Source organism: Ethanoligenens harbinense YUAN-3, from assembly GCF_000178115.2.
In the GTDB taxonomy this organism is placed as follows: domain Bacteria; phylum Bacillota; class Clostridia; order Oscillospirales; family Ethanoligenentaceae; genus Ethanoligenens; species Ethanoligenens harbinense.
On sequence record NC_014828.1, the window covers coordinates 2,470,312 to 2,487,235 of the forward strand.

General features: G+C 53.4%; 17 protein-coding genes. 10 read left to right on the forward strand and 7 right to left on the reverse strand.

The window, feature by feature from the left end:
• Positions 1 to 49: 49 nt before the first annotated feature.
• Positions 50 to 2,467 carry a 5'-nucleotidase C-terminal domain-containing protein gene (locus ETHHA_RS11605; protein WP_013486159.1) on the reverse strand — a complete coding sequence of 806 codons (2,418 nt, stop codon included), beginning with the start codon at positions 2,465 to 2,467 and terminating at the stop codon, positions 50 to 52.
• Between the two features lie 308 nt (positions 2,468 to 2,775).
• Between ETHHA_RS11605 and ETHHA_RS15670 the strand changes: the two genes are divergently transcribed.
• Both ETHHA_RS15670 and ETHHA_RS11610 read left to right on the forward strand, forming a co-directional pair.
• Entirely contained in the window at positions 2,776 to 3,051 is a 276-nt protein-coding gene (locus tag ETHHA_RS15670; protein ID WP_137143900.1) for a hypothetical protein, read from the forward strand.
• Between the two features lie 35 nt (positions 3,052 to 3,086).
• A complete protein-coding gene (locus ETHHA_RS11610) occupies positions 3,087 to 3,968 on the forward strand; it encodes an aldose 1-epimerase family protein (protein WP_013486160.1) in 882 nt (293 codons plus the stop codon).
• A gap of 283 nt (positions 3,969 to 4,251) precedes the next feature.
• Here ETHHA_RS11610 and ETHHA_RS11615 read toward each other — a convergent pair whose 3' ends face one another.
• From ETHHA_RS11615 to ETHHA_RS11640, 6 genes are all read right to left on the reverse strand, one after another.
• Positions 4,252 to 5,502, reverse strand: coding sequence for an NAD(P)/FAD-dependent oxidoreductase (locus ETHHA_RS11615; protein WP_013486161.1), 1,251 nt, complete (start codon positions 5,500 to 5,502; stop codon positions 4,252 to 4,254).
• Entirely contained in the window at positions 5,502 to 5,954 is a 453-nt protein-coding gene (locus ETHHA_RS11620) for a 4Fe-4S dicluster domain-containing protein (protein WP_013486162.1), read from the reverse strand. The genes ETHHA_RS11615 and ETHHA_RS11620 overlap by 1 nt, the downstream gene beginning before the upstream one ends.
• A 226-nt stretch (positions 5,955 to 6,180) precedes the next feature.
• Positions 6,181 to 6,762 (reverse strand): PIN domain-containing protein, encoded by a 582-nt coding sequence (locus ETHHA_RS11625; protein ID WP_013486163.1) that lies wholly within the window; start codon positions 6,760 to 6,762, stop codon positions 6,181 to 6,183.
• A 10-nt stretch (positions 6,763 to 6,772) separates the two neighbouring features.
• Positions 6,773 to 7,120, reverse strand: coding sequence for an STAS-like domain-containing protein (locus ETHHA_RS11630; RefSeq protein WP_013486164.1), 348 nt, complete (start codon positions 7,118 to 7,120; stop codon positions 6,773 to 6,775).
• A 20-nt stretch (positions 7,121 to 7,140) separates the two neighbouring features.
• Positions 7,141 to 8,007, reverse strand: coding sequence for an ATP-binding protein (locus tag ETHHA_RS11635; protein WP_013486165.1), 867 nt, complete (start codon positions 8,005 to 8,007; stop codon positions 7,141 to 7,143).
• 339 nt (positions 8,008 to 8,346) lie between these two features.
• A complete protein-coding gene (locus ETHHA_RS11640) occupies positions 8,347 to 8,724 on the reverse strand; it encodes a hypothetical protein (protein WP_137143901.1) in 378 nt (125 codons plus the stop codon).
• Between the two features lie 306 nt (positions 8,725 to 9,030).
• Between ETHHA_RS11640 and ETHHA_RS11645 the strand changes: the two genes are divergently transcribed.
• The 8 genes from ETHHA_RS11645 (at position 9,031) to ETHHA_RS11680 (ending at position 16,410) form a co-directional block, all read left to right on the forward strand.
• On the forward strand, positions 9,031 to 10,116 hold the full coding sequence (locus ETHHA_RS11645) for a FecCD family ABC transporter permease (protein ID WP_013486167.1): 1,086 nt from the start codon (positions 9,031 to 9,033) through the stop codon (positions 10,114 to 10,116).
• An 83-nt stretch (positions 10,117 to 10,199) separates the two neighbouring features.
• Positions 10,200 to 11,366: an ABC transporter substrate-binding protein gene (locus tag ETHHA_RS11650; RefSeq protein WP_013486168.1), complete on the forward strand. Its 1,167-nt coding sequence runs from the start codon at positions 10,200 to 10,202 to the stop codon at positions 11,364 to 11,366.
• 82 nt (positions 11,367 to 11,448) lie between these two features.
• Positions 11,449 to 12,276, forward strand: a complete 828-nt coding sequence (nifH, locus tag ETHHA_RS11655; RefSeq protein ID WP_013486169.1) for a nitrogenase iron protein — start codon at positions 11,449 to 11,451, stop codon at positions 12,274 to 12,276.
• 146 nt (positions 12,277 to 12,422) lie between these two features.
• Positions 12,423 to 12,740 carry a P-II family nitrogen regulator gene (locus ETHHA_RS11660; protein ID WP_013486170.1) on the forward strand — a complete coding sequence of 106 codons (318 nt, stop codon included), beginning with the start codon at positions 12,423 to 12,425 and terminating at the stop codon, positions 12,738 to 12,740.
• Positions 12,741 to 12,765: 25 nt separating this feature from the next.
• A complete protein-coding gene (locus ETHHA_RS11665; protein ID WP_013486171.1) occupies positions 12,766 to 13,137 on the forward strand; it encodes a P-II family nitrogen regulator in 372 nt (123 codons plus the stop codon).
• Between the two features lie 124 nt (positions 13,138 to 13,261).
• Positions 13,262 to 14,653, forward strand: a complete 1,392-nt coding sequence (vnfD, locus tag ETHHA_RS11670; protein ID WP_013486172.1) for a nitrogenase vanadium-iron protein, alpha chain — start codon at positions 13,262 to 13,264, stop codon at positions 14,651 to 14,653.
• A 2-nt stretch (positions 14,654 to 14,655) separates the two neighbouring features.
• Positions 14,656 to 14,994, forward strand: coding sequence for a Fe-only/vanadium nitrogenase subunit delta (locus tag ETHHA_RS11675; protein ID WP_013486173.1), 339 nt, complete (start codon positions 14,656 to 14,658; stop codon positions 14,992 to 14,994).
• Positions 14,995 to 15,024: 30 nt separating this feature from the next.
• Positions 15,025 to 16,410, forward strand: coding sequence for a nitrogenase component 1 (locus ETHHA_RS11680; protein WP_013486174.1), 1,386 nt, complete (start codon positions 15,025 to 15,027; stop codon positions 16,408 to 16,410).
• Positions 16,411 to 16,924 lie beyond the last annotated feature (514 nt).

Sequence of the window (16,924 nt, forward strand, 5' to 3'; positions counted from 1 at the left end):
GGGATTTTCTCCCACGGGCTTTTTGAATGAAATGCTTTAAAAAAGCAAATCAGCGGCGTTTGTTCTTTTTGCGAAGAAGTACGAGGAGCGCCGCGCCGGAAATACCAAACATCACGAACGCGCCGGTCAGCGGATAACGCATGTCGCCGGTAAACGGGTTGCTGGCCGACACGGCGGAGGAAGCCGCGGAAGACGCCGCAGAACTGCCGGACGCGGCGGACGAGGCGGAAATCGAAGCGGCAGCCGACGCAGAAGACTTCGAGGAACCGGAGGAAGAACTGCCGGAATCGGTGGGATTGACCGCCACCACCGCCGCTTTCAGCACGGCGGAATCGGCAACCAGCGCCTGTTGCTGTACCGTCAGCGCGTTGTATGCTTTCAGCGCCGTATTGACCGTTGTCTGATCCACCCATGTGGGAGAATACGGAAGGTTGAGGATGCTCGTCATCACAGCAACCGCAGCAGCCTGATCGCTGCTCTGGGCGCTCATATCGTTGGTCACGGCGGTCATGCCGATGGTGTTGTTGACATAGGCCTCCGCATAGTTCCCGTTCTGGTACACATAGATGGTATGCGAACCGGATGTCAGGTTCGACACGGTCAGCACACCGTTGGAATCGGTCGTGCCGTAGGCCGCGGACGTGTTATCAATGCTGTAAACCACCTGCCGATTCGCCACGGCGCCGTTGGAGTCGGTCAGCGTGACGGACGCGCTGTAGTCCGGATAGACATAGCTGGTGGCCAGCCGGATGCGTCCCTGGCTCATGGGATACGCGAATGTGCCGCCGCCCGCTTTCGTGAGCGCGGTGATATAGTTGCCGGTGATGACATCCAGCGCGTCGCCTTCACCGATGTTCTTGATGCCGGAAAGCATGGTATAACCGTCGCCGCCCGCGTCTTCATAATCGTTGGTGGCAAGCACGATCTTGGTGGTGGTATCGTTGCGGTCGAGTACCTGTTTGTCGCTGCCGTCCGGATTGAGCAGCACAATCTGCTTCACGCGGCTGCCGGTCACGGCCGGCGTCGCGGCGGTATTAGAGGGCGTATCAGAAGGATCGTATGTGAAACGCATGCCGGAAACCTGCGGGAAACGACCGTCCGCACCGGTGATTTTTCCGGTGGTGGCATCCTGCCCCGCAATCTTGGACACGCCGTTTTCAATGATCTGATAAAGGACATCCGGCGTGACTTCTTTCATCGAGAGAATGTTGCCAAACGGCAGGATGGTGCTCACCTGCCCCTGCGTGATGTCGCCCTGCGGGATGGAATCGCGCACACCGCCGCCGTTTTCCAGCGCCACGATGGGCAGCCCGGCTTCCTCCGTGCCCGCCACATGGGACTTGGCGGCATCAGCCATGGCATCGGCCACCAGGTCGCCCATATTGCTTTCACCCAGACGGGCAATGGAGGTGTTGTTCACTACGCCGCCCCAGAGCGCCGTGGACGTGTGGCCCACCACTTGGTTGAACAGCGGCGCCTGCGCGCTGCTCAACTGAGTGGCCAGAGCCTGCACGGCAGTGTCGGGGGTATAGTCTTTTTGGGCCTGCGCGGCACTGATGAGAGTCTCTTTCGGCGTCACCGTGCCGTTTGAATCCACGGTGATGTCCAGCCGGCCCACGTTGGCGCCGTAGCAGCCCGTCTGCACGATCAGCGTGCCGTTGACCACATTGTTTTCCACCGTGTGGCTGTGCCCGTCGATCAGCACGTTCAGACCGGTCAGTTGGCTGGCGATCTGGTCGCTGTTGGGGGAACTCATGGGATCATTGCCGATGTGCATGACACCCACGATCACCTGCGCGCCCTCGCCTTTGAGCGTGTTGATCTCCTGCTGGGAAACAGCGACCGGATCTTTGAACGTTACGCTTCCGGCAGTACCGATCAGATAGGAGGGATTGGTTTTGTAAGCGGTTTCCGGTGTCTCGATGCCGAAAAAGCCGACCTTGACGCCGTTGACGGTCTTGATGAGATCGCAGCCGTTGTTGCCGCTCAGTCCTTGGCCGTTCACACCCTGGAGAATGGGCTGGCTGCCATAATAGGTATTGGCGGAGAGCGTGGGATAGTTGGAGTTGCGCACGTTGTCAAACATCACGTCCAGGCCATAGTCAAACTCGTGATTACCCAGCACGCCCAGGTCATATTTCATCGCGTTGGTCAGCTTGATGACATCTGCGCCCTTGCTGATGTTCGCAAACGGCACGCCCTGCGAGGCGTCGCCCGCGTCCACCAGCAGGGAACCCGGCACGCTTTCGCGGATCCCGGCCGTATAATCGGCACCGATGGTGGTCAGCACTTTGGAACTGTTGTAGGCATCAATGAGATGACCGTGCATGTCGTTGGTGTGAAAGATGGTGATGGTGTCGGTGGACGGTGTCACCGCCAAAGCGGGCACGGATGTCCCCAGGACCAGCCCCGCCGCGCAGGCAAGACCCAGCAGGCCGGCCCAGCATGTCCGGATAAACTTTTTCATTTTTCCTCCCGGTTGTCAAAAAATGTTTTTGCTTTTACCGGAAGCGTTTCTTTATACAAGGAAACGGCTGTCCCATTTCAGCAACGCATCCGTTCCGGAAAAGCAATTTCGACCATGCTTTAAGTATGTAACTTTTTCGCGGAAGGAAAAATTACATCTTTATATAGCCTTTGTAAAATTTATGTAATATTTTGTGTGCCTTTTTCCGGGACACCTACCGAAAAAGGGACGTCCTCTTTTGAACCGGCCCTGTTCCATGGGCTTTTCGATTACAATGGCCATGATATGCCCATTCCAGGAATCTCCCGATGCTCCGTTTTTCACCATCTATTGCTGATTTTTATGGGAAAGCGTATAATCATGTAAAAGCCGGCATCCGTCTTGCCTATGCACCAATATGTTCCGGGCCGGCGTTGGCACCGGCATGCCTGCAATCAACCGCCTCGAAAGGCCGCCGGGCGCGCATTGCTTGTAGAATCGGCAAGTGTTTGGGCATACCGGCAATATGGAAGCTGCTTTCTGCAAAAACACATTTGTTCAAGGGCTTTTTATATCGTTTGCATTTCAAGAAAATCCAAGATTGATCGCGTGGTAAAACGCGCCGGGAGGAACGCTTGTCATGATGGATTACACATTAAAAAACGAGTACGTAGACCTGAAACTGAGCGCGTATGGCGGACAGTTGACTTCCATAAAGGCAAATGCCATAGAATATCTTTGGCAGGGCGACGCAGCCTATTGGAGCGGCCAGGCGCCGATTCTTTTCCCGATTGTAGGAAGCCTGCGCAATAAAGAGGCAACCGTCGGGAAAAATAAGACCTGCCATATGGAACGCCATGGCGTGGCGCGCAAGCAGAACTTTGACATGATTGCATGTACCGGTGAATCCATTTCTTTTTCCTTTGATTCCAACGAATCCACGTTGTCACAGTTTCCCTACCGCTTTCATCTGATCGAGAAGTATGTCCTTCACCAAAACAGCATTGAGGTGCAATACATCGTTCAGAATACCGGTGACGGCGTGCTCCCGTTTCAAATCGGCGGTCATCCCGGATTTAATTGTCCTTTGCTCCAGGGCGAACGTTTTGAGGATTATCAAATCGAATTTGAATACCCGGAGACCGCCGACTGTCCCCAGATCGTGCCAGATACCGGCCTTGTGGATGTAGAAAACCGCAGGCGTGTTTTGACGGACTCCAAAACTCTTCCATTAAAGCACAGCCTGTTTTACAAGGATGCCTTGATTTTTGACCGACTGAAATCGAGGAACGTGAAATTACGGAATCCGCACACCGGCCATTATGTGGCACTTTCTTTTCATGATTTTAACAATCTGCTTATTTGGTCCAGTTCAAATGACGGACCGTTTGTTGCACTGGAGCCATGGAGCGGATTGGCAACTTGCAGCGACGAAAGCGATGTTTTTGAAGAAAAACGCGGGATCTATTTATTAGAGCCCCGGCAAATGAAATCTTTTTCCCATACAATCACCGTCGGATAAGACGCGCGAATGGTTTCGGATGGAAACAGAGCGGATACAGTCCAACTGAAAAACAGACGGCATCGCGCTTGTTGCCTCTGCATCCCATACGGACGATCCGCATCACGGGCCGCCTGACGCAGGCCCTTTCACTCCGCATGCGGCGAATAACTCAGCGCATATTCCAAGGCCGCGTCCGGTGATTTTGTTAGACGAACATATCCGATCGCCACGGCACAAACCCGCACGGAAGGGCACCCCTTCCGTGCGGGTTTGTGCGTCCGCCCATTACAGAATGGACCCTTTACCGCGGCGTCGGTTCTGCATAGAAGTATCTCGCTTTCTCATCGACCGCGAAATGATCGGTAAAATTTTCATTCCACCGTTGTGCTGCGCGTTTGAGCGGGATTCCCCGCTTGACCATCGCGGCGTAAAATCCACCGCCTGCGATATCACCCACAAGCAGCGCGCCACGTAAAATGCCGTTTTCGGTCACGAATTTCTTGTAAACGGCGCCCGAAGTCAACGTTTCGATTGCGGAATCGGTATCTTCCGGAGGATTCACCTCTCCGATCGACAGCGCCGGCAGACCGCAGAAATTCAGGGCGTTGATTTTTGAAAACGTATCTTGATACACGCTGTCCTTCCCGGCCATGTTTTCAGCGGCGACGATGCCTTGCTTCACGGCGAGCGGCCAGATGCCCGAGATGCCGGTGACATCGCCCGCGGCATAAACGTCCGGAGTGCTCGTGCGCATATGGTCGTCAACTTCTATGGCGCTGCTTGTGCGCGGTATGTTTCCCGATTTCTGCGAGGAAAAGGCAAGATTGGGCCGCGCGCCGGAAGCCACCACGACAAAATCACAGGGAACCGTCTCTCCGTTTGCAAGCACCAGAGAACAGACTTGACCGGCGCCATTTTGCTGCGCGCTCGTAACGGCGGTTCCAGTGTGGAATGCTGCCCCTTCCTGCTCGAACAGTGTCTGGTAAAGCCTGGCCGCGGGTGCATCCAAGTAAAGCGGCAGGACACGGTCAGCAAGCTCCACAACATGAACCTTTACGCCACGCTGCAGAAGCGCCTGCGCCGCATCCATGCCAACCAGACCCGCACCGATCACGACGGCTGTCCGGTCACCCGTGCCGCATACCTCCGCAATGCCTTCCGCATCCCGAAAGGCGCGCAGAGTGTACACGTTGCCTGCCTGCGCAAGCCCCGGGACAGGCGGCAGGACGGCACGCGCGCCGGTTGCGATCAGCAGCCTGTCGTAGCGGAGCCGCTCACCGTTGTGCAGACGCATGACCTTCTGGTCAAAGTCGATGGAGGGGCAGGCGCTCTTATTGATAAAACGGATGTTGTTTTCTCCAAAGAAGTAGGAGGGAACAAAGCTGAGATCGTCCAGCGCACGGGCTCCGGCAATGTAATGATGGAGCAAACAGCGCGAGACCGGGCTGACGTCTTCGGCCACGACCGTGATTCTGCCCTTCTGATCCAGTATGCGCAGCCGCTCTGCGGCCTTCAGTCCCGCGGCACCCGCGCCAAGTATTACATAATGCATCACACATTCACCTCGATCACCAGCAGTGCCCCTTTCGGGCAGCTTTCCACACAGCGGGGAATTTCGCGCCGGTTGCACAAGTCGCACTTCACGATCACGCTATGCGTGCTCTGGTCGGGCCTCAATACCCCAAACGGGCAGGCCAGCACGCACATAAAGCAGGCGGCGCAGCAATCTGCGTCATACGTAACCCGGCCGGAAAGCGGATTTTTGGCCATCGCTCCGCTGATGCAGGCCTGAGCGCACGCAGGCTCGTCACACTGGCGGCAGAAAATCGGCGTAAAGTGCCCATTGGCATCCGGAAGGATGCTGATGCGGCTTTCGCTTTGCTCTTCGGCGGAATCCATCCCTTCCATAGTCTGGCCGCCGGTCTGGTCATACTCCGCCGCGCAGGCGGCCGTGCATTTCATGCAACCGTCGCAAAGTTCTCGCCTGATCTGTATTCTTCTCATACAGGCCCCCCTCCCCTGTGGAAAGCGCCGCCCTGTTCACAAAAAAAGAGCTTGCCCGTCATGCGGGACAAACTCCTTCGTTTGCAGCGGCTAAAACTGTGTGATTCTTGTTTTTTCATTATAGATTAAATGTCGTCCATAGTCAACAATTAGGTTAAATATAACAACAATCTACAAATTGCCTTTTGGTTGCTCCACCGCGTGGTGGCAAACATCCCATGCCGCTCTATTCGGACGCCATGCGCAGGATCTGCGCGTTTGCAGTGAACAGGTCAATCGGGCTGTAACTGTAATAAAAATCAACATCATCCGAAATGACGGCCACCCCACTGCGTTTGCAGAAATCGAGCAGATAGTAATCGAAAAAATCACAGCGATGAGAAGAATACCCGTCCGCAAAGGCCTCCACCATCCCGGGGCTGATCGTTGCGGGTTCGATCGCAATGCCGGGGATGGAGGAAAGCTGTTTCAGAATCAGCGTGATCTCATGCTGCACCATGCTGCGCTGTGCGGGCAGTTGCCGGAATTTCTTTACGGACAGGTTGGTTCCTTTGAGATTGTTGTAAATGTCGCACTCGTTTTTTTCGATGAAATGGAGCATTTCGTTGATGTTGAGCGTCGTAACGATCAGCCTGTTTCCGTGCGAAATGACATTCTTGATAAATTCCGGATAAGCGGTTTTCTGATAGGCCTTGGTGATTGCGCACCGGCTGTAAAAGGTCCACAAAAGGATATGGGTATCCATGGCAAATGCGACCGTTTGGTCCGGAAATACCGGCAGATTCGTAATGTCATAGATCGTATGCATTCCATCACCTTCAGTTGTCCGTAATGTTGGACTGGGTGATGTCGCTTATCTTGATGAGCGTTTCCTGTTGGGCGTAGATGGCGCTGGCGTTTTCAAAGGAGTGAAGGTATGTGTCCATCCCGAGATCCGAAATGTTCGTCAGCCGGATTTTTTCCGCACATTCGTCCGGAGAAAGCTTCATGACGAAATTTCCGATGCTTGCGTTGAAAAACATCGTGGCGAAAAGCGAGATGCCGGAAAAGTCGAGTTCGACTGTCTCGCCGTCCTTCAGAGAGGCCTCGATCGCCTTTCGCAGCTTCCTTCCGTCCGATTCGGTCAGAGCCATCGTTGCAATATCGCGGACCATTACTTTTTGCATAGCGTTTTCTCACCTCTCGTTCAGTCCACCAGATAGATATGCCGGTCGTCAGCATGAATGTTCATGCTGACGATTGTGCCTTTGATGGGGTTTTTTAATTGATAGAACTTTCTGGATTTCGAATCGATCCGGCAATACGCGCTTTCGGTGACAAAATCGATCCGCCCATGGTTGGCACGGGAGAAGCTTTCCAGCAGGCTCAGGCCGGCGCCGCGCGGGTAATCCACGATGCCGTTCAAAGTTGAGTGTGTCTTGTCAAAAGCCCATTCCAGCGCTTTCTCATTGCTGAGACGGGTGTGCAGATAGCGGTTCACGTTGGTGCAGACCCCAACGCCGGCGTCATACACCGAAAAAGAAAAATGGTTGGAGCTGTTGATAAAGCCGCAGCAGAACACGCCGATCTCGCTTTTTCCATGTTCAAACGCGTTGGAAAAGATCTCGGTGATTTTGGAAATAAACTGGTTTTTCAATGCGCTGCTCAGGTAGACGGGAGCACAGTTTAGAATCTTTTCAACCGTTGAATAAGTGTCTTCGATGCGCCGGAACCGGTTGAACGGAATAGAAGAGTTTTTCGAATCCAACTGCGTGCGATGTTTGGGGGAATAATAGCATCCGCAGATGCCCGCCTGCTTGAGGAACTGCGCAAGTTTTTGGTTGGCAATGTCGTAACGGATGACGACCTCTTTGCCGTACTTGTCACCAAGATAGATAGACGACGCGACGAGCACCGCAAACGCGGGGTGCATATATCGATATTCACTCATGTCGATCTCGATTCGGGAACAACCACCGGCCATGATGCATTGATGCAGCTGACCAAACATCTCATAGGAAGGTCTGCCCTGATACATGACCGTATTGAATTTGAATATGCGGCATCCGTCCACCCACTCACCTGCTTTCCGGTCCAGACAGTCTGGATATCACGTCACGTTACGTTTTATTATACTTCAACAAATCAAAACCGCAATAGATTCTGTATAAAAAGCGAAAAAAGGCTGACTTAAAATAAAACATCGCAAAACATCGGACCATACGCTATCTTTTCCTAAATAAAACGTTATAAATCAAAACGTAAAGGCTGCGGCATGGCACGCATGATTCCGGGCAACACACCGGGCAGATCACGCGGACATACCTTGCACCACAAGCCCAACCGGGCGGCCACCGGGAGCGGCGGGCATAAAAAACAGCCGATGTCAAAGGCATCCGCCATTCGGACCGGATTACCGTGTTTTCGACTGTTCATCTGCCGGATACCGGATGCTTTCGTTGTGCTCATCAAGCTGCTCACGAAAATCCAGATAGCGGACCAGCTCCAGCTTGGAGTTATCAGACAAGTTTCGGAATTTCGTAATGATCCGCCACTCTTCAGACGAAAGCTGGCGGGGGTCGCCGAAATCCGTATGGTTCGGCATAAGGCTTTCCAATTGGATACCCAGCGTAGCACACATTTTAATAACGGTTTCAACGGCCATTCCATTGATGCCCGCCTTCAAGCCGCTCTTGATTGTGGAATATGGGATATCGGCCGCAAGGGCGAACTGACGTACGCTTTTGTATTTTCCTTTAATAAGCGCCAAAACAAATTCCGTTGTATCCATGTCGATCTTCATTTCTATCGTTTTTGATAATGATAGCATAAATGCGGCGGTCCGTAAATGCAACGAATGGAAACGCGTGATAAACGGAATATCAAAAAGTGTTTGACAATAGACGAAATGTAGTCTATAATAACAGCACAGACGAAATAAATCCGTTTTCGTTACGTTTTGACACGATAAGTTCCGTGATGCATCGTTTTGCCAAACCGAATAACAAGAGGTCGATGGAGCCCTTTTTAAGCGCAACGCTTAAAAAGGGCTCCTTTCTTTTGGGAATCATCTGCGCTACGAAAAGAAGGTGGAAAAATGGAAATGGAAACTCAGAGCCGGATCGGGAAAGCCGTGAGAACAAAGACCCGCACACACGACGGGGCCGACCATCTGGACATCCCGGTTCTCCCGCTCCTGATTGTCTCACTGATTGTCCTGTTTCTTCTTTCCATCAATTTGGGCAGATTCGGTATCCCCATCGACCAATTCGCCGGTTTCGTTCTGGATAAAACGTTTGGCATGCATTTTTCTTATCCCGCAACGATTGAAACTGTGCTGATGAACATCCGCATCCCGCGCATCTTCGCCGCGATCTTAGTGGGCACCGCGCTCTCTGCATCGGGCGCATCCTATCAGGGTCTGTTCAAAAACCCAATGGTCTCGCCCGATATTTTGGGGGCGGCTGCCGGCGCGGGCTTCGGAGCGGCGCTTGCGATCCTCCTTTCTTTCAACACCGTGGGCATCCAGATTTCCGCATTTGCTTTCGGCCTGCTCGCGGTCATGCTTTCTTATCTGTTGAGCCGTGCCATCGGCAAAGGCAGCAATGTAATCCTGATTCTGGTGCTGACCGGCATCGTCATGGAATCCATGTTCGCCGCGCTGACATCGGCCATCAAATATGTCGCCGACCCGGACAGCAAGCTGCCGGAGATCACATTCTGGCTCATGGGCAGCCTGTCGCGCCTGCTCGGCATGGGGGATATTCTGAAGCTTCTGATTCCGGTCGGGATCGGCATTCTGCCGCTTTACCTTCTCCGCTGGAAAATCAATGTACTTTCCTTCGGAGAGGAAGAGGCCATCGCGATGGGTGTTAACACCAAAAGACTCCGGTTGGTCATCATCGCCTGCTCTACGCTGCTGACGGCCTGCGCGATCTCCGTCAGCGGGATGGTCGGGTGGGTCGGCCTTGTGGTGCCGCATATTTCCCGCATGCTGGTCGGGCCGAACTACAAAAAGCTGCTGCCGGTCTCCATGGTCACGGGCGGTATCTTTTTACTCGCCGTCGATGATGTGGCCCGCAGCGCAATTTCGATCGAGATTCCGCTCGGTATCTTGACGGCGTTGATCGGGGCTCCGTTTTTTGTCTTCTTGCTGCTGCGCGGCAAGAAAGGGTGGCTGTAAAACATCCTCACGCGCGGTTCGGCTCGCCTGGGCTTCTGTAAATCGATATACAACCATACAACAAAAGAAAGCAGGGGAAGCAAATGTTTCAAAAGGAAAGAGAATGTAAAATCACAGGGCCGTTCCGGCTCCTGCTGCTGGCTTTGTGCTTCGCGCTGCTGTTTACGTTATATGGATGTGCAAGCACAAACACAAAGATATCCGCCACTTCCTCGACTGATTCGAGCAGCACGACCAGAGTGGTCACCGATATGGCGGGCAGAAAGGTGACCATTCCCAAAAACGTCACTCGGGTCGTCTCGCTGAGCAACAACACCTCGGTCGACACCTACATACTGGCCCCGGATAAACTGCTGGGCTGGAGCTTTACGCCCAAGACCGACGCAAAGCCCTATATCGACGACAAATACTTCAACCTTCCGGTGCTTGCGACCGACACCTCCAATTCGGCAAATTTTGAGAACATCATCGCACTCAAGCCGGATGTGATTATCTGCTCCAATGAGGACGAGGTGTATCAGCCGGACGAACTGCAGTCCAAACTGGGCATTCCGGTCGTCTATGTGGATATTGAGCTAAAAAACACCGCGAAGGTTTACACTTTCCTAGGCGATGTGCTCGGTGTTCAGAGCCGCGCGAAAAAGCTTGCGGACAGCACGACAAAGGCGCTCGGCACGGTGGAAAAGGCAATGGCCAAAATTCCGGCCTCCAAAAAGCGCAAGGTTTATTACGCGGAAGGCGCCGATTGGCTTCAGACGGACATTTCGGGCAATGTGCACGCGCAGGTCATCGATGTGGCGGGCGGCATCAATGTGGCGAACATCTCGGAGGACAAAACCGGCTCGATGGCGAAGGTCTCGCTGGAGCAGGTGATTGCGTGGAATCCGGATGTCATCCTCGTGGGCGCGACCGCCGCAAAAGGCGGCTTCTATTCCAAAGTGTATTCAACGCCGGCATGGGCCGCCATCAACGCTGTGAAGAACAAACAGATCTATCAGATCCCCTCACTCCCCTTCAACTGGTTTGACCGCCCGCCGTCCGCCACGCGCATCCTCGGCGTGGAGTGGCTCGCAAACCTGCTCTATCCGGACACGGTGAAGCTGGACATGAAGAGCGAAACCAAAACGTATTACAATCTGTTCCTCCACAAAACGATCACCGACCAACAGGCAAGCGACATCCTGAACGTGGTTTCCTCCACGTCTTCCTCCAGCGCGTCTTCTGCAGCTTCTTCGACGGCGTCCAAATAACCGGCTGCCGGAAGGCCGCTTCCATTCGGTATTTATAACTTTATATAAATACAAATTTATTATTTGAAAGGGGCCATTTTAAATGACCAGAAAAATCGCATTCTACGGCAAAGGCGGCATCGGCAAATCCACCACGCAGCAAAACACGGCGTGCGCGCTCTCGCATTTCCACAACAAAAAGGTGTTCATCCACGGCTGTGACCCGAAAGCCGACTGCACGCGTCTGGCGCTCGGCGGCAAACCGCAGGATACCATCATGGATATGCTTCGTGAGCAAGGCGAAGATGCCATCACGGTTGAGAAAGTGGTCAAAACCGGTTTCGAAGGTATCCGCTGTGTGGAATCCGGCGGTCCGGAACCCGGCGTTGGCTGCGCGGGCCGTGGTGTTATCACCGCCATCTCCCTGATGGAAGATCTGGGCGCCTACACGGAAGATCTGGATTTCGTTCACTTCGACGTTCTGGGCGACGTTGTCTGCGGCGGTTTCGCAATGCCCATCCGCGACGGTAAGGCGCAGGAAGTCTACATCGTGGCTTCCGGCGAAATGATGGCGATCTACGCGGCCAACAACATCTCCCGCGGCCTGTTGAAATATGCGAACCAGAGCGGCGTGCGCCTGGGCGGCATCATCTGCAACAGCCGTAAAGTGGACAACGAGCACGAGCTGATGGATGAGTTCGTCACCGCTCTCGGCACCCAGATGATCCACTTTGTGCCCCGCGATAACATCGTGCAGAAAGCGGAATTCAACAAGAAATCCGTCGTGGAATACGACGACAACTGCAACCAGGCTCACGAATACGAGACTCTGGCGAAAAAAATCATCGAAAACGAAATGTTCGTTGTCCCTTCCCCTCTGGATATGGATTGTCTGGAGAAAATGGTTTCCAAATACGGCCTGATGGACTGACGCAGGCAGAACTCCGACACAGTATACAAGAGGAACCTTCGCCCGTTTATCCAAAATTGCGCAAAAAACGGGAACGGTTTCATCGTCTGCCGGATGCGGCCCAAATTCGAACCTTGAAATTTGAACATTAAGTTGGGAGGATTTTTATGAAAATGATTCGTGCGATTGTCCGTCCGGAAAAAGCCACGGACATTACCGATGGACTTTCCGAAGCCGGTTTCTATTCCATGACCAAATTCAACGTATTTGGCCGCGGCAAGCAGAAAGGCATCTCGGTCGGGCAGGTGCACTATGACGAGCTGCCTAAAACCATGATCATGGTTGTGGTGGACGACGATGCGGTAGACGACGTCATCAAGGCCATCAGTTACAAGGCATACACCGGCAATTTCGGAGACGGCAAAATTTTCGTGAACACCGTGGACAATGCCTATACGGTGAGAACCGGCAAAAAAGGCCTATAAGCTGAACGAAACGGAGGCAGACGTAATGAAGGAGATCATCGCGATCATCCGCCCCAACAAAATGGAAAAGACCAAAGAGGCGTTGGACCGTCTCGGCTTCCCCAGCTTCACAGCTTCAGCCGTGATGGGGCGCGGCCACCAAAGGGGCATTGCAGGTGAGGTTACGACGCCCATTGATACCAAAATGAAAGCTGCTGAAAAGGGCATCGGCATGAAGTTTATCCCCAAACGGATGATTTCGATTATTGTCGATGACAACAGCGTGGATGAGATACTAAAAACACTGATCGCCGTCAACCAAACCGCTCAAATCGGCGACGGCAAAATTTTTGTCTGCCCGCTTGAAGGTGCAGTCAGAGTCAGAACCAACGAAACAGGCACGGATGCGCTTATTTGATTTCTAAGCATGACAGATCTTTGCCGCTTCATTTATAACAAACAGATTACAGGCGGCCATCCCTGCCAAGGCACGGCTTCTTTATGCAATCCACCGCAAATTGAATAAAATGGAGGAAACCCTCATGCCGTTAAAGCTATTCGAATGCGATACCGTCATACCGGAACGCAAAAGGCATGTGTATGTCAAGAACGTGGGCGAAGACACGTCCATGTTCCTGCCCATGGCCAACATCGACACCATCCCGGGTTCCATCTCAGAACGCGGGTGCAGTTACTGCGGCGCGAAGCTGGTCATCGGCGGTGTGCTGAAAGACACGATCCAGCTGATCCACGGCCCGGTCGGCTGTGCATATAACACCTGGCACACCAAGCGCTATCCGAGCGACAACGACAATTACCAGTTGAAGTATGTCTGCTCCACCGACGTGAAAGAAAAGCATGTCATCTTCGGCGCGGAGAAACTGCTCAAGCAGAACATTCTGGAAGCCTTCAAGGCTTTTCCAAACTGCAAACGCATGATTATCTATACCACCTGCGCGACGGCGCTCATCGGCGACGACCCCAAGGCGGTGGCAAAAGATGTCATGAAAGAGCTCGGCGATGTCGATATCTTCTGCTCGCAGTGCGCCGGTTTTGCCGGTGTCAGCCAGTCCAAAGGCCACCATGTTTTCAACATCGACTGGATGAATGAAAAGGTCGGTACATACGAGCCGGAGATCACCAGCGACTACACGATCAACATGATCGGTGACTACAACATCCAAGGCGATTCCGTGGTACTCAGCGATTATTTTCACCGCATGGGCATCCAGGTCATCGCGCATTTCACGGGCAACGAAACCTATGACGGCCTGCGCAGCATGCACCGCGCGCAGCTGAATGTCGTCAACTGCGCGCGCAGCGCGGGTTATATCGCCAACGAGCTGAAGAAAAAGTATGGCATTCCGCGCCTGGACGTGGATACCTGGGGCTTCAACTACGTGGCCGAATCTTTGCGCAAGGTCGGCGCGTTCTTTGGTCTTGAGAACAGGGCGGAGCAGGTCATCGCCGAGGAATATGCAAAGTGGGAGCCCAAGCTCAACTGGTACAAGGAGCGGCTGAAAGGCAAAAAGCTTTGCATCTGGACGGGCGGCCCGCGCCTCTGGCACTGGACCAAGGCTCTGGAAGACGACCTTGGCATGGAGGTCGTCTCCATGTCCTCGAAATTCGGCCATCAGGAAGACTTCGAAAAGGTCATCGCCCGCGGCAACATCGGCACCATCTACATTGACGATGGAAACGAGTTGGAGTTCTTCGAGGTTCTCAAAGAGAAAAAAGTCGATGTGATCTTTACCGGCCCACGTGTAGGCGAGCTGGTCAAAAAACTTCATATTCCATATATCAACGGCCACGCCTATCACAACGGCCCATACATGGGCTTTGAGGGATGGGTAAACTGCGCGCGTGACATTTACAACGGCATTCATTCGCCGATCTGGGCACTTGCCGGAAAAGACATCAGAAAGGGTGCGTGAATATGTCGGAAAAAACCGAACAGCTCTTTCTGTATCTGCAGGAGCGCTGCCTGTTTCAGTTCCATTCCCGCTCGTGGGACAGAGAAGAAAACATCCATGTCACCTGCGAGGATCTGGTCAAACTGCTGACCGGTGAAAAAGTCCTCCGGGAAACTCCGGAAGACCGGTGCCACTATGCGGACGCCGTTTTGCTGGCTGAACAAGTCAAGGAGAAATTTCCCTGGATGCTCAAGCTCAGCGATGATGAGCGGCGTGACGTGATCCAGGGGGCATTTGAAAAACTCATGGACGTGACGGTAACCAATTCCCGCAACGCAGAATTGAACAACGAAAATTACTGATTCACAGGGAACAACAAAGAGGTGATATGAATGTCTTTAACCATAAAGGATAAAGAGCGCGCCGGCGTTATCAATCCCATGTATAACTGCCAGCCTTGCGGCGCGCAGTTTGCCGGGATCGGTATCAGGGACTGCATTCCGCTGGTTCATGGCGGCCAGGGATGCTGCACGTTTGTCCGGCTTCTGTTTGCGCAGCATTTCAAAGAAAACTTCGACATTGCTTCCTCCTCGCTGCACGAAAGCGCCGCGGTGCTTGGCGGCATGAAGAATGTTGAGGTGGGCATCGACACATTGGTCCAGCGCTACCCCGATCTGCGCATCGTCCCCATCATCACGACCTGCTCGACCGAAACCATCGGCGATGACGTGGACGGTGTTGCGCGTAAGGCCAGACGCATGCTCAAAGAGCAGTTTCCGAACCGTTCGGTCAAGCTGGTTCCGGTGCATACCCCCAGCTACAGCGGCAGCCACGTCAAAGGCTACGACACAGCGCTTCTCGCACTGACGAAGGAGCTTGCAAAAAAGACAGAATCAAACGGAAAGCTCAACATCATTACCGGCTGGCTGAACCCCGGCGATGTGACGGAAATCAAATACATCCTCAACGAGATGGGGGTCGAAGGCAACATCCTGATCGACACCGAAACCTTCGATGCGCCGACCATGCCCGACAAAGACGCGTTTGCCTATGGGAACACAACCATCGAAGATTTTGTCGAAACGCCGAACGCCGTCGGCACCATTGCCCTCTGCCCGTTTGAAGGGGGCAGCACCGCGCAGTTCCTTCAGGATGAGTTCGACGTACCGGCTGTCATTGGGCCCACGCCCATTGGCATTGAAAACACCGATAAACTGATTCAGAACATCAGCAAGCTGACCGGAAAGGAAATTCCGGAATCACTGGTTGTGGAACGCGGCAAGGCGCTGGACGCGATCGCCGATCTGGTGCACATGTTCTTTGCAGACAAAAAGGTTGCCATCTACGGCGACCCAGACCTTGTGATCGGCTTGGCGCAGTTCTGTCTGGAGGTTGAGCTGCAGCCGGTGCTTCTCCTGCTCGGCGACGACAACAAGACCTACTCGAAAGACCCCCGTTTCAAAGAGTTGGAAGAGAAGGCCAACTGCGATATCGAGGTTGTCTGCAACGCCGATATGTTTGAGCTTGAGGACCGCATTAAGAATAAGGGAGCGGATATCGACCTCATTCTGGGCCACTCGAAGGGCCGGTATATCGCCATTGACAACAACATTCCGATGGTTCGGGTCGGCTTCCCGACCTTCGACCGCGCGGGCCTTTGGAAATATCCGATCATTGGCTACAAGGGTGCTTCCATGCTCGCAGAAAGCATTGCAAACGCCATGTTCACCGACATGGAATATAAGCACAAGGACGAGTACCTGCTCAACGTCTGGTAAGCGCCGGCCTCTTCCGTCGGCTATAGCGGGCGGACTGTATCCTGCCAAATGGAACGGCAGGCGCCCGGTGCGGAAGTCGGATATCAATGGGGATATCCTGTCCATCCCTGAATACGGCGAAGGCCGCTCCCATACAGGCAAAACCGCTTTGCGATGGAACAGCCGTTCTTTTGGTCATCGCCCGCTCTCTTCCACGCCTTGTTTAAAAGCAGACGATCCATCGGTTTGAAAAGTACGGACAAGGCCTAATGAATATGGGAAAAGCGCTGGTAGCCCATGCTATCGGCGCTTTTTCCCAACGTGAGCAAGCCGATTGGGGCTTTGCATGCGGGCCCTTGGCGCTTCAAACGCTTTGTTTGCGGGCAAATGGCACTGCTTCCCGAGAATACACCCTGTCGCAACGGAATTCCCCAAAACGGCCGGATGTTTCAGTGAAAACGTGAAGATATCGAACGAAATTTGACAGTCACCATCAAAATATTGCAAACCTCCCAAATATGTGATAAGGTGTTTT

What these genes read in the sequence shown, in the direction of transcription:
- ETHHA_RS11605 (WP_013486159.1), bottom strand. Translation starts at nt 2,467, where the DNA reads ATGAAAAAGTTTATCCGGACATGCTGGGCCGGCCTGCTGGGTCTTGCC.
- ETHHA_RS15670 (WP_137143900.1), top strand. Translation starts at nt 2,776, where the DNA reads ATGCTCCGTTTTTCACCATCTATTGCTGATTTTTATGGGAAAGCGTAT.
- ETHHA_RS11610 (WP_013486160.1), top strand. Translation starts at nt 3,087, where the DNA reads ATGATGGATTACACATTAAAAAACGAGTACGTAGACCTGAAACTGAGC.
- ETHHA_RS11615 (WP_013486161.1), bottom strand. Translation starts at nt 5,502, where the DNA reads ATGCATTATGTAATACTTGGCGCGGGTGCCGCGGGACTGAAGGCCGCA.
- ETHHA_RS11620 (WP_013486162.1), bottom strand. Translation starts at nt 5,954, where the DNA reads ATGAGAAGAATACAGATCAGGCGAGAACTTTGCGACGGTTGCATGAAA.
- ETHHA_RS11625 (WP_013486163.1), bottom strand. Translation starts at nt 6,762, where the DNA reads ATGCATACGATCTATGACATTACGAATCTGCCGGTATTTCCGGACCAA.
- ETHHA_RS11630 (WP_013486164.1), bottom strand. Translation starts at nt 7,120, where the DNA reads ATGCAAAAAGTAATGGTCCGCGATATTGCAACGATGGCTCTGACCGAA.
- ETHHA_RS11640 (WP_137143901.1), bottom strand. Translation starts at nt 8,724, where the DNA reads ATGGATACAACGGAATTTGTTTTGGCGCTTATTAAAGGAAAATACAAA.
- ETHHA_RS11645 (WP_013486167.1), top strand. Translation starts at nt 9,031, where the DNA reads ATGGAAATGGAAACTCAGAGCCGGATCGGGAAAGCCGTGAGAACAAAG.
- ETHHA_RS11650 (WP_013486168.1), top strand. Translation starts at nt 10,200, where the DNA reads ATGTTTCAAAAGGAAAGAGAATGTAAAATCACAGGGCCGTTCCGGCTC.
- nifH (WP_013486169.1), top strand. Translation starts at nt 11,449, where the DNA reads ATGACCAGAAAAATCGCATTCTACGGCAAAGGCGGCATCGGCAAATCC.
- ETHHA_RS11660 (WP_013486170.1), top strand. Translation starts at nt 12,423, where the DNA reads ATGAAAATGATTCGTGCGATTGTCCGTCCGGAAAAAGCCACGGACATT.
- ETHHA_RS11665 (WP_013486171.1), top strand. Translation starts at nt 12,766, where the DNA reads ATGAAGGAGATCATCGCGATCATCCGCCCCAACAAAATGGAAAAGACC.
- vnfD (WP_013486172.1), top strand. Translation starts at nt 13,262, where the DNA reads ATGCCGTTAAAGCTATTCGAATGCGATACCGTCATACCGGAACGCAAA.
- ETHHA_RS11675 (WP_013486173.1), top strand. Translation starts at nt 14,656, where the DNA reads ATGTCGGAAAAAACCGAACAGCTCTTTCTGTATCTGCAGGAGCGCTGC.
- ETHHA_RS11680 (WP_013486174.1), top strand. Translation starts at nt 15,025, where the DNA reads ATGTCTTTAACCATAAAGGATAAAGAGCGCGCCGGCGTTATCAATCCC.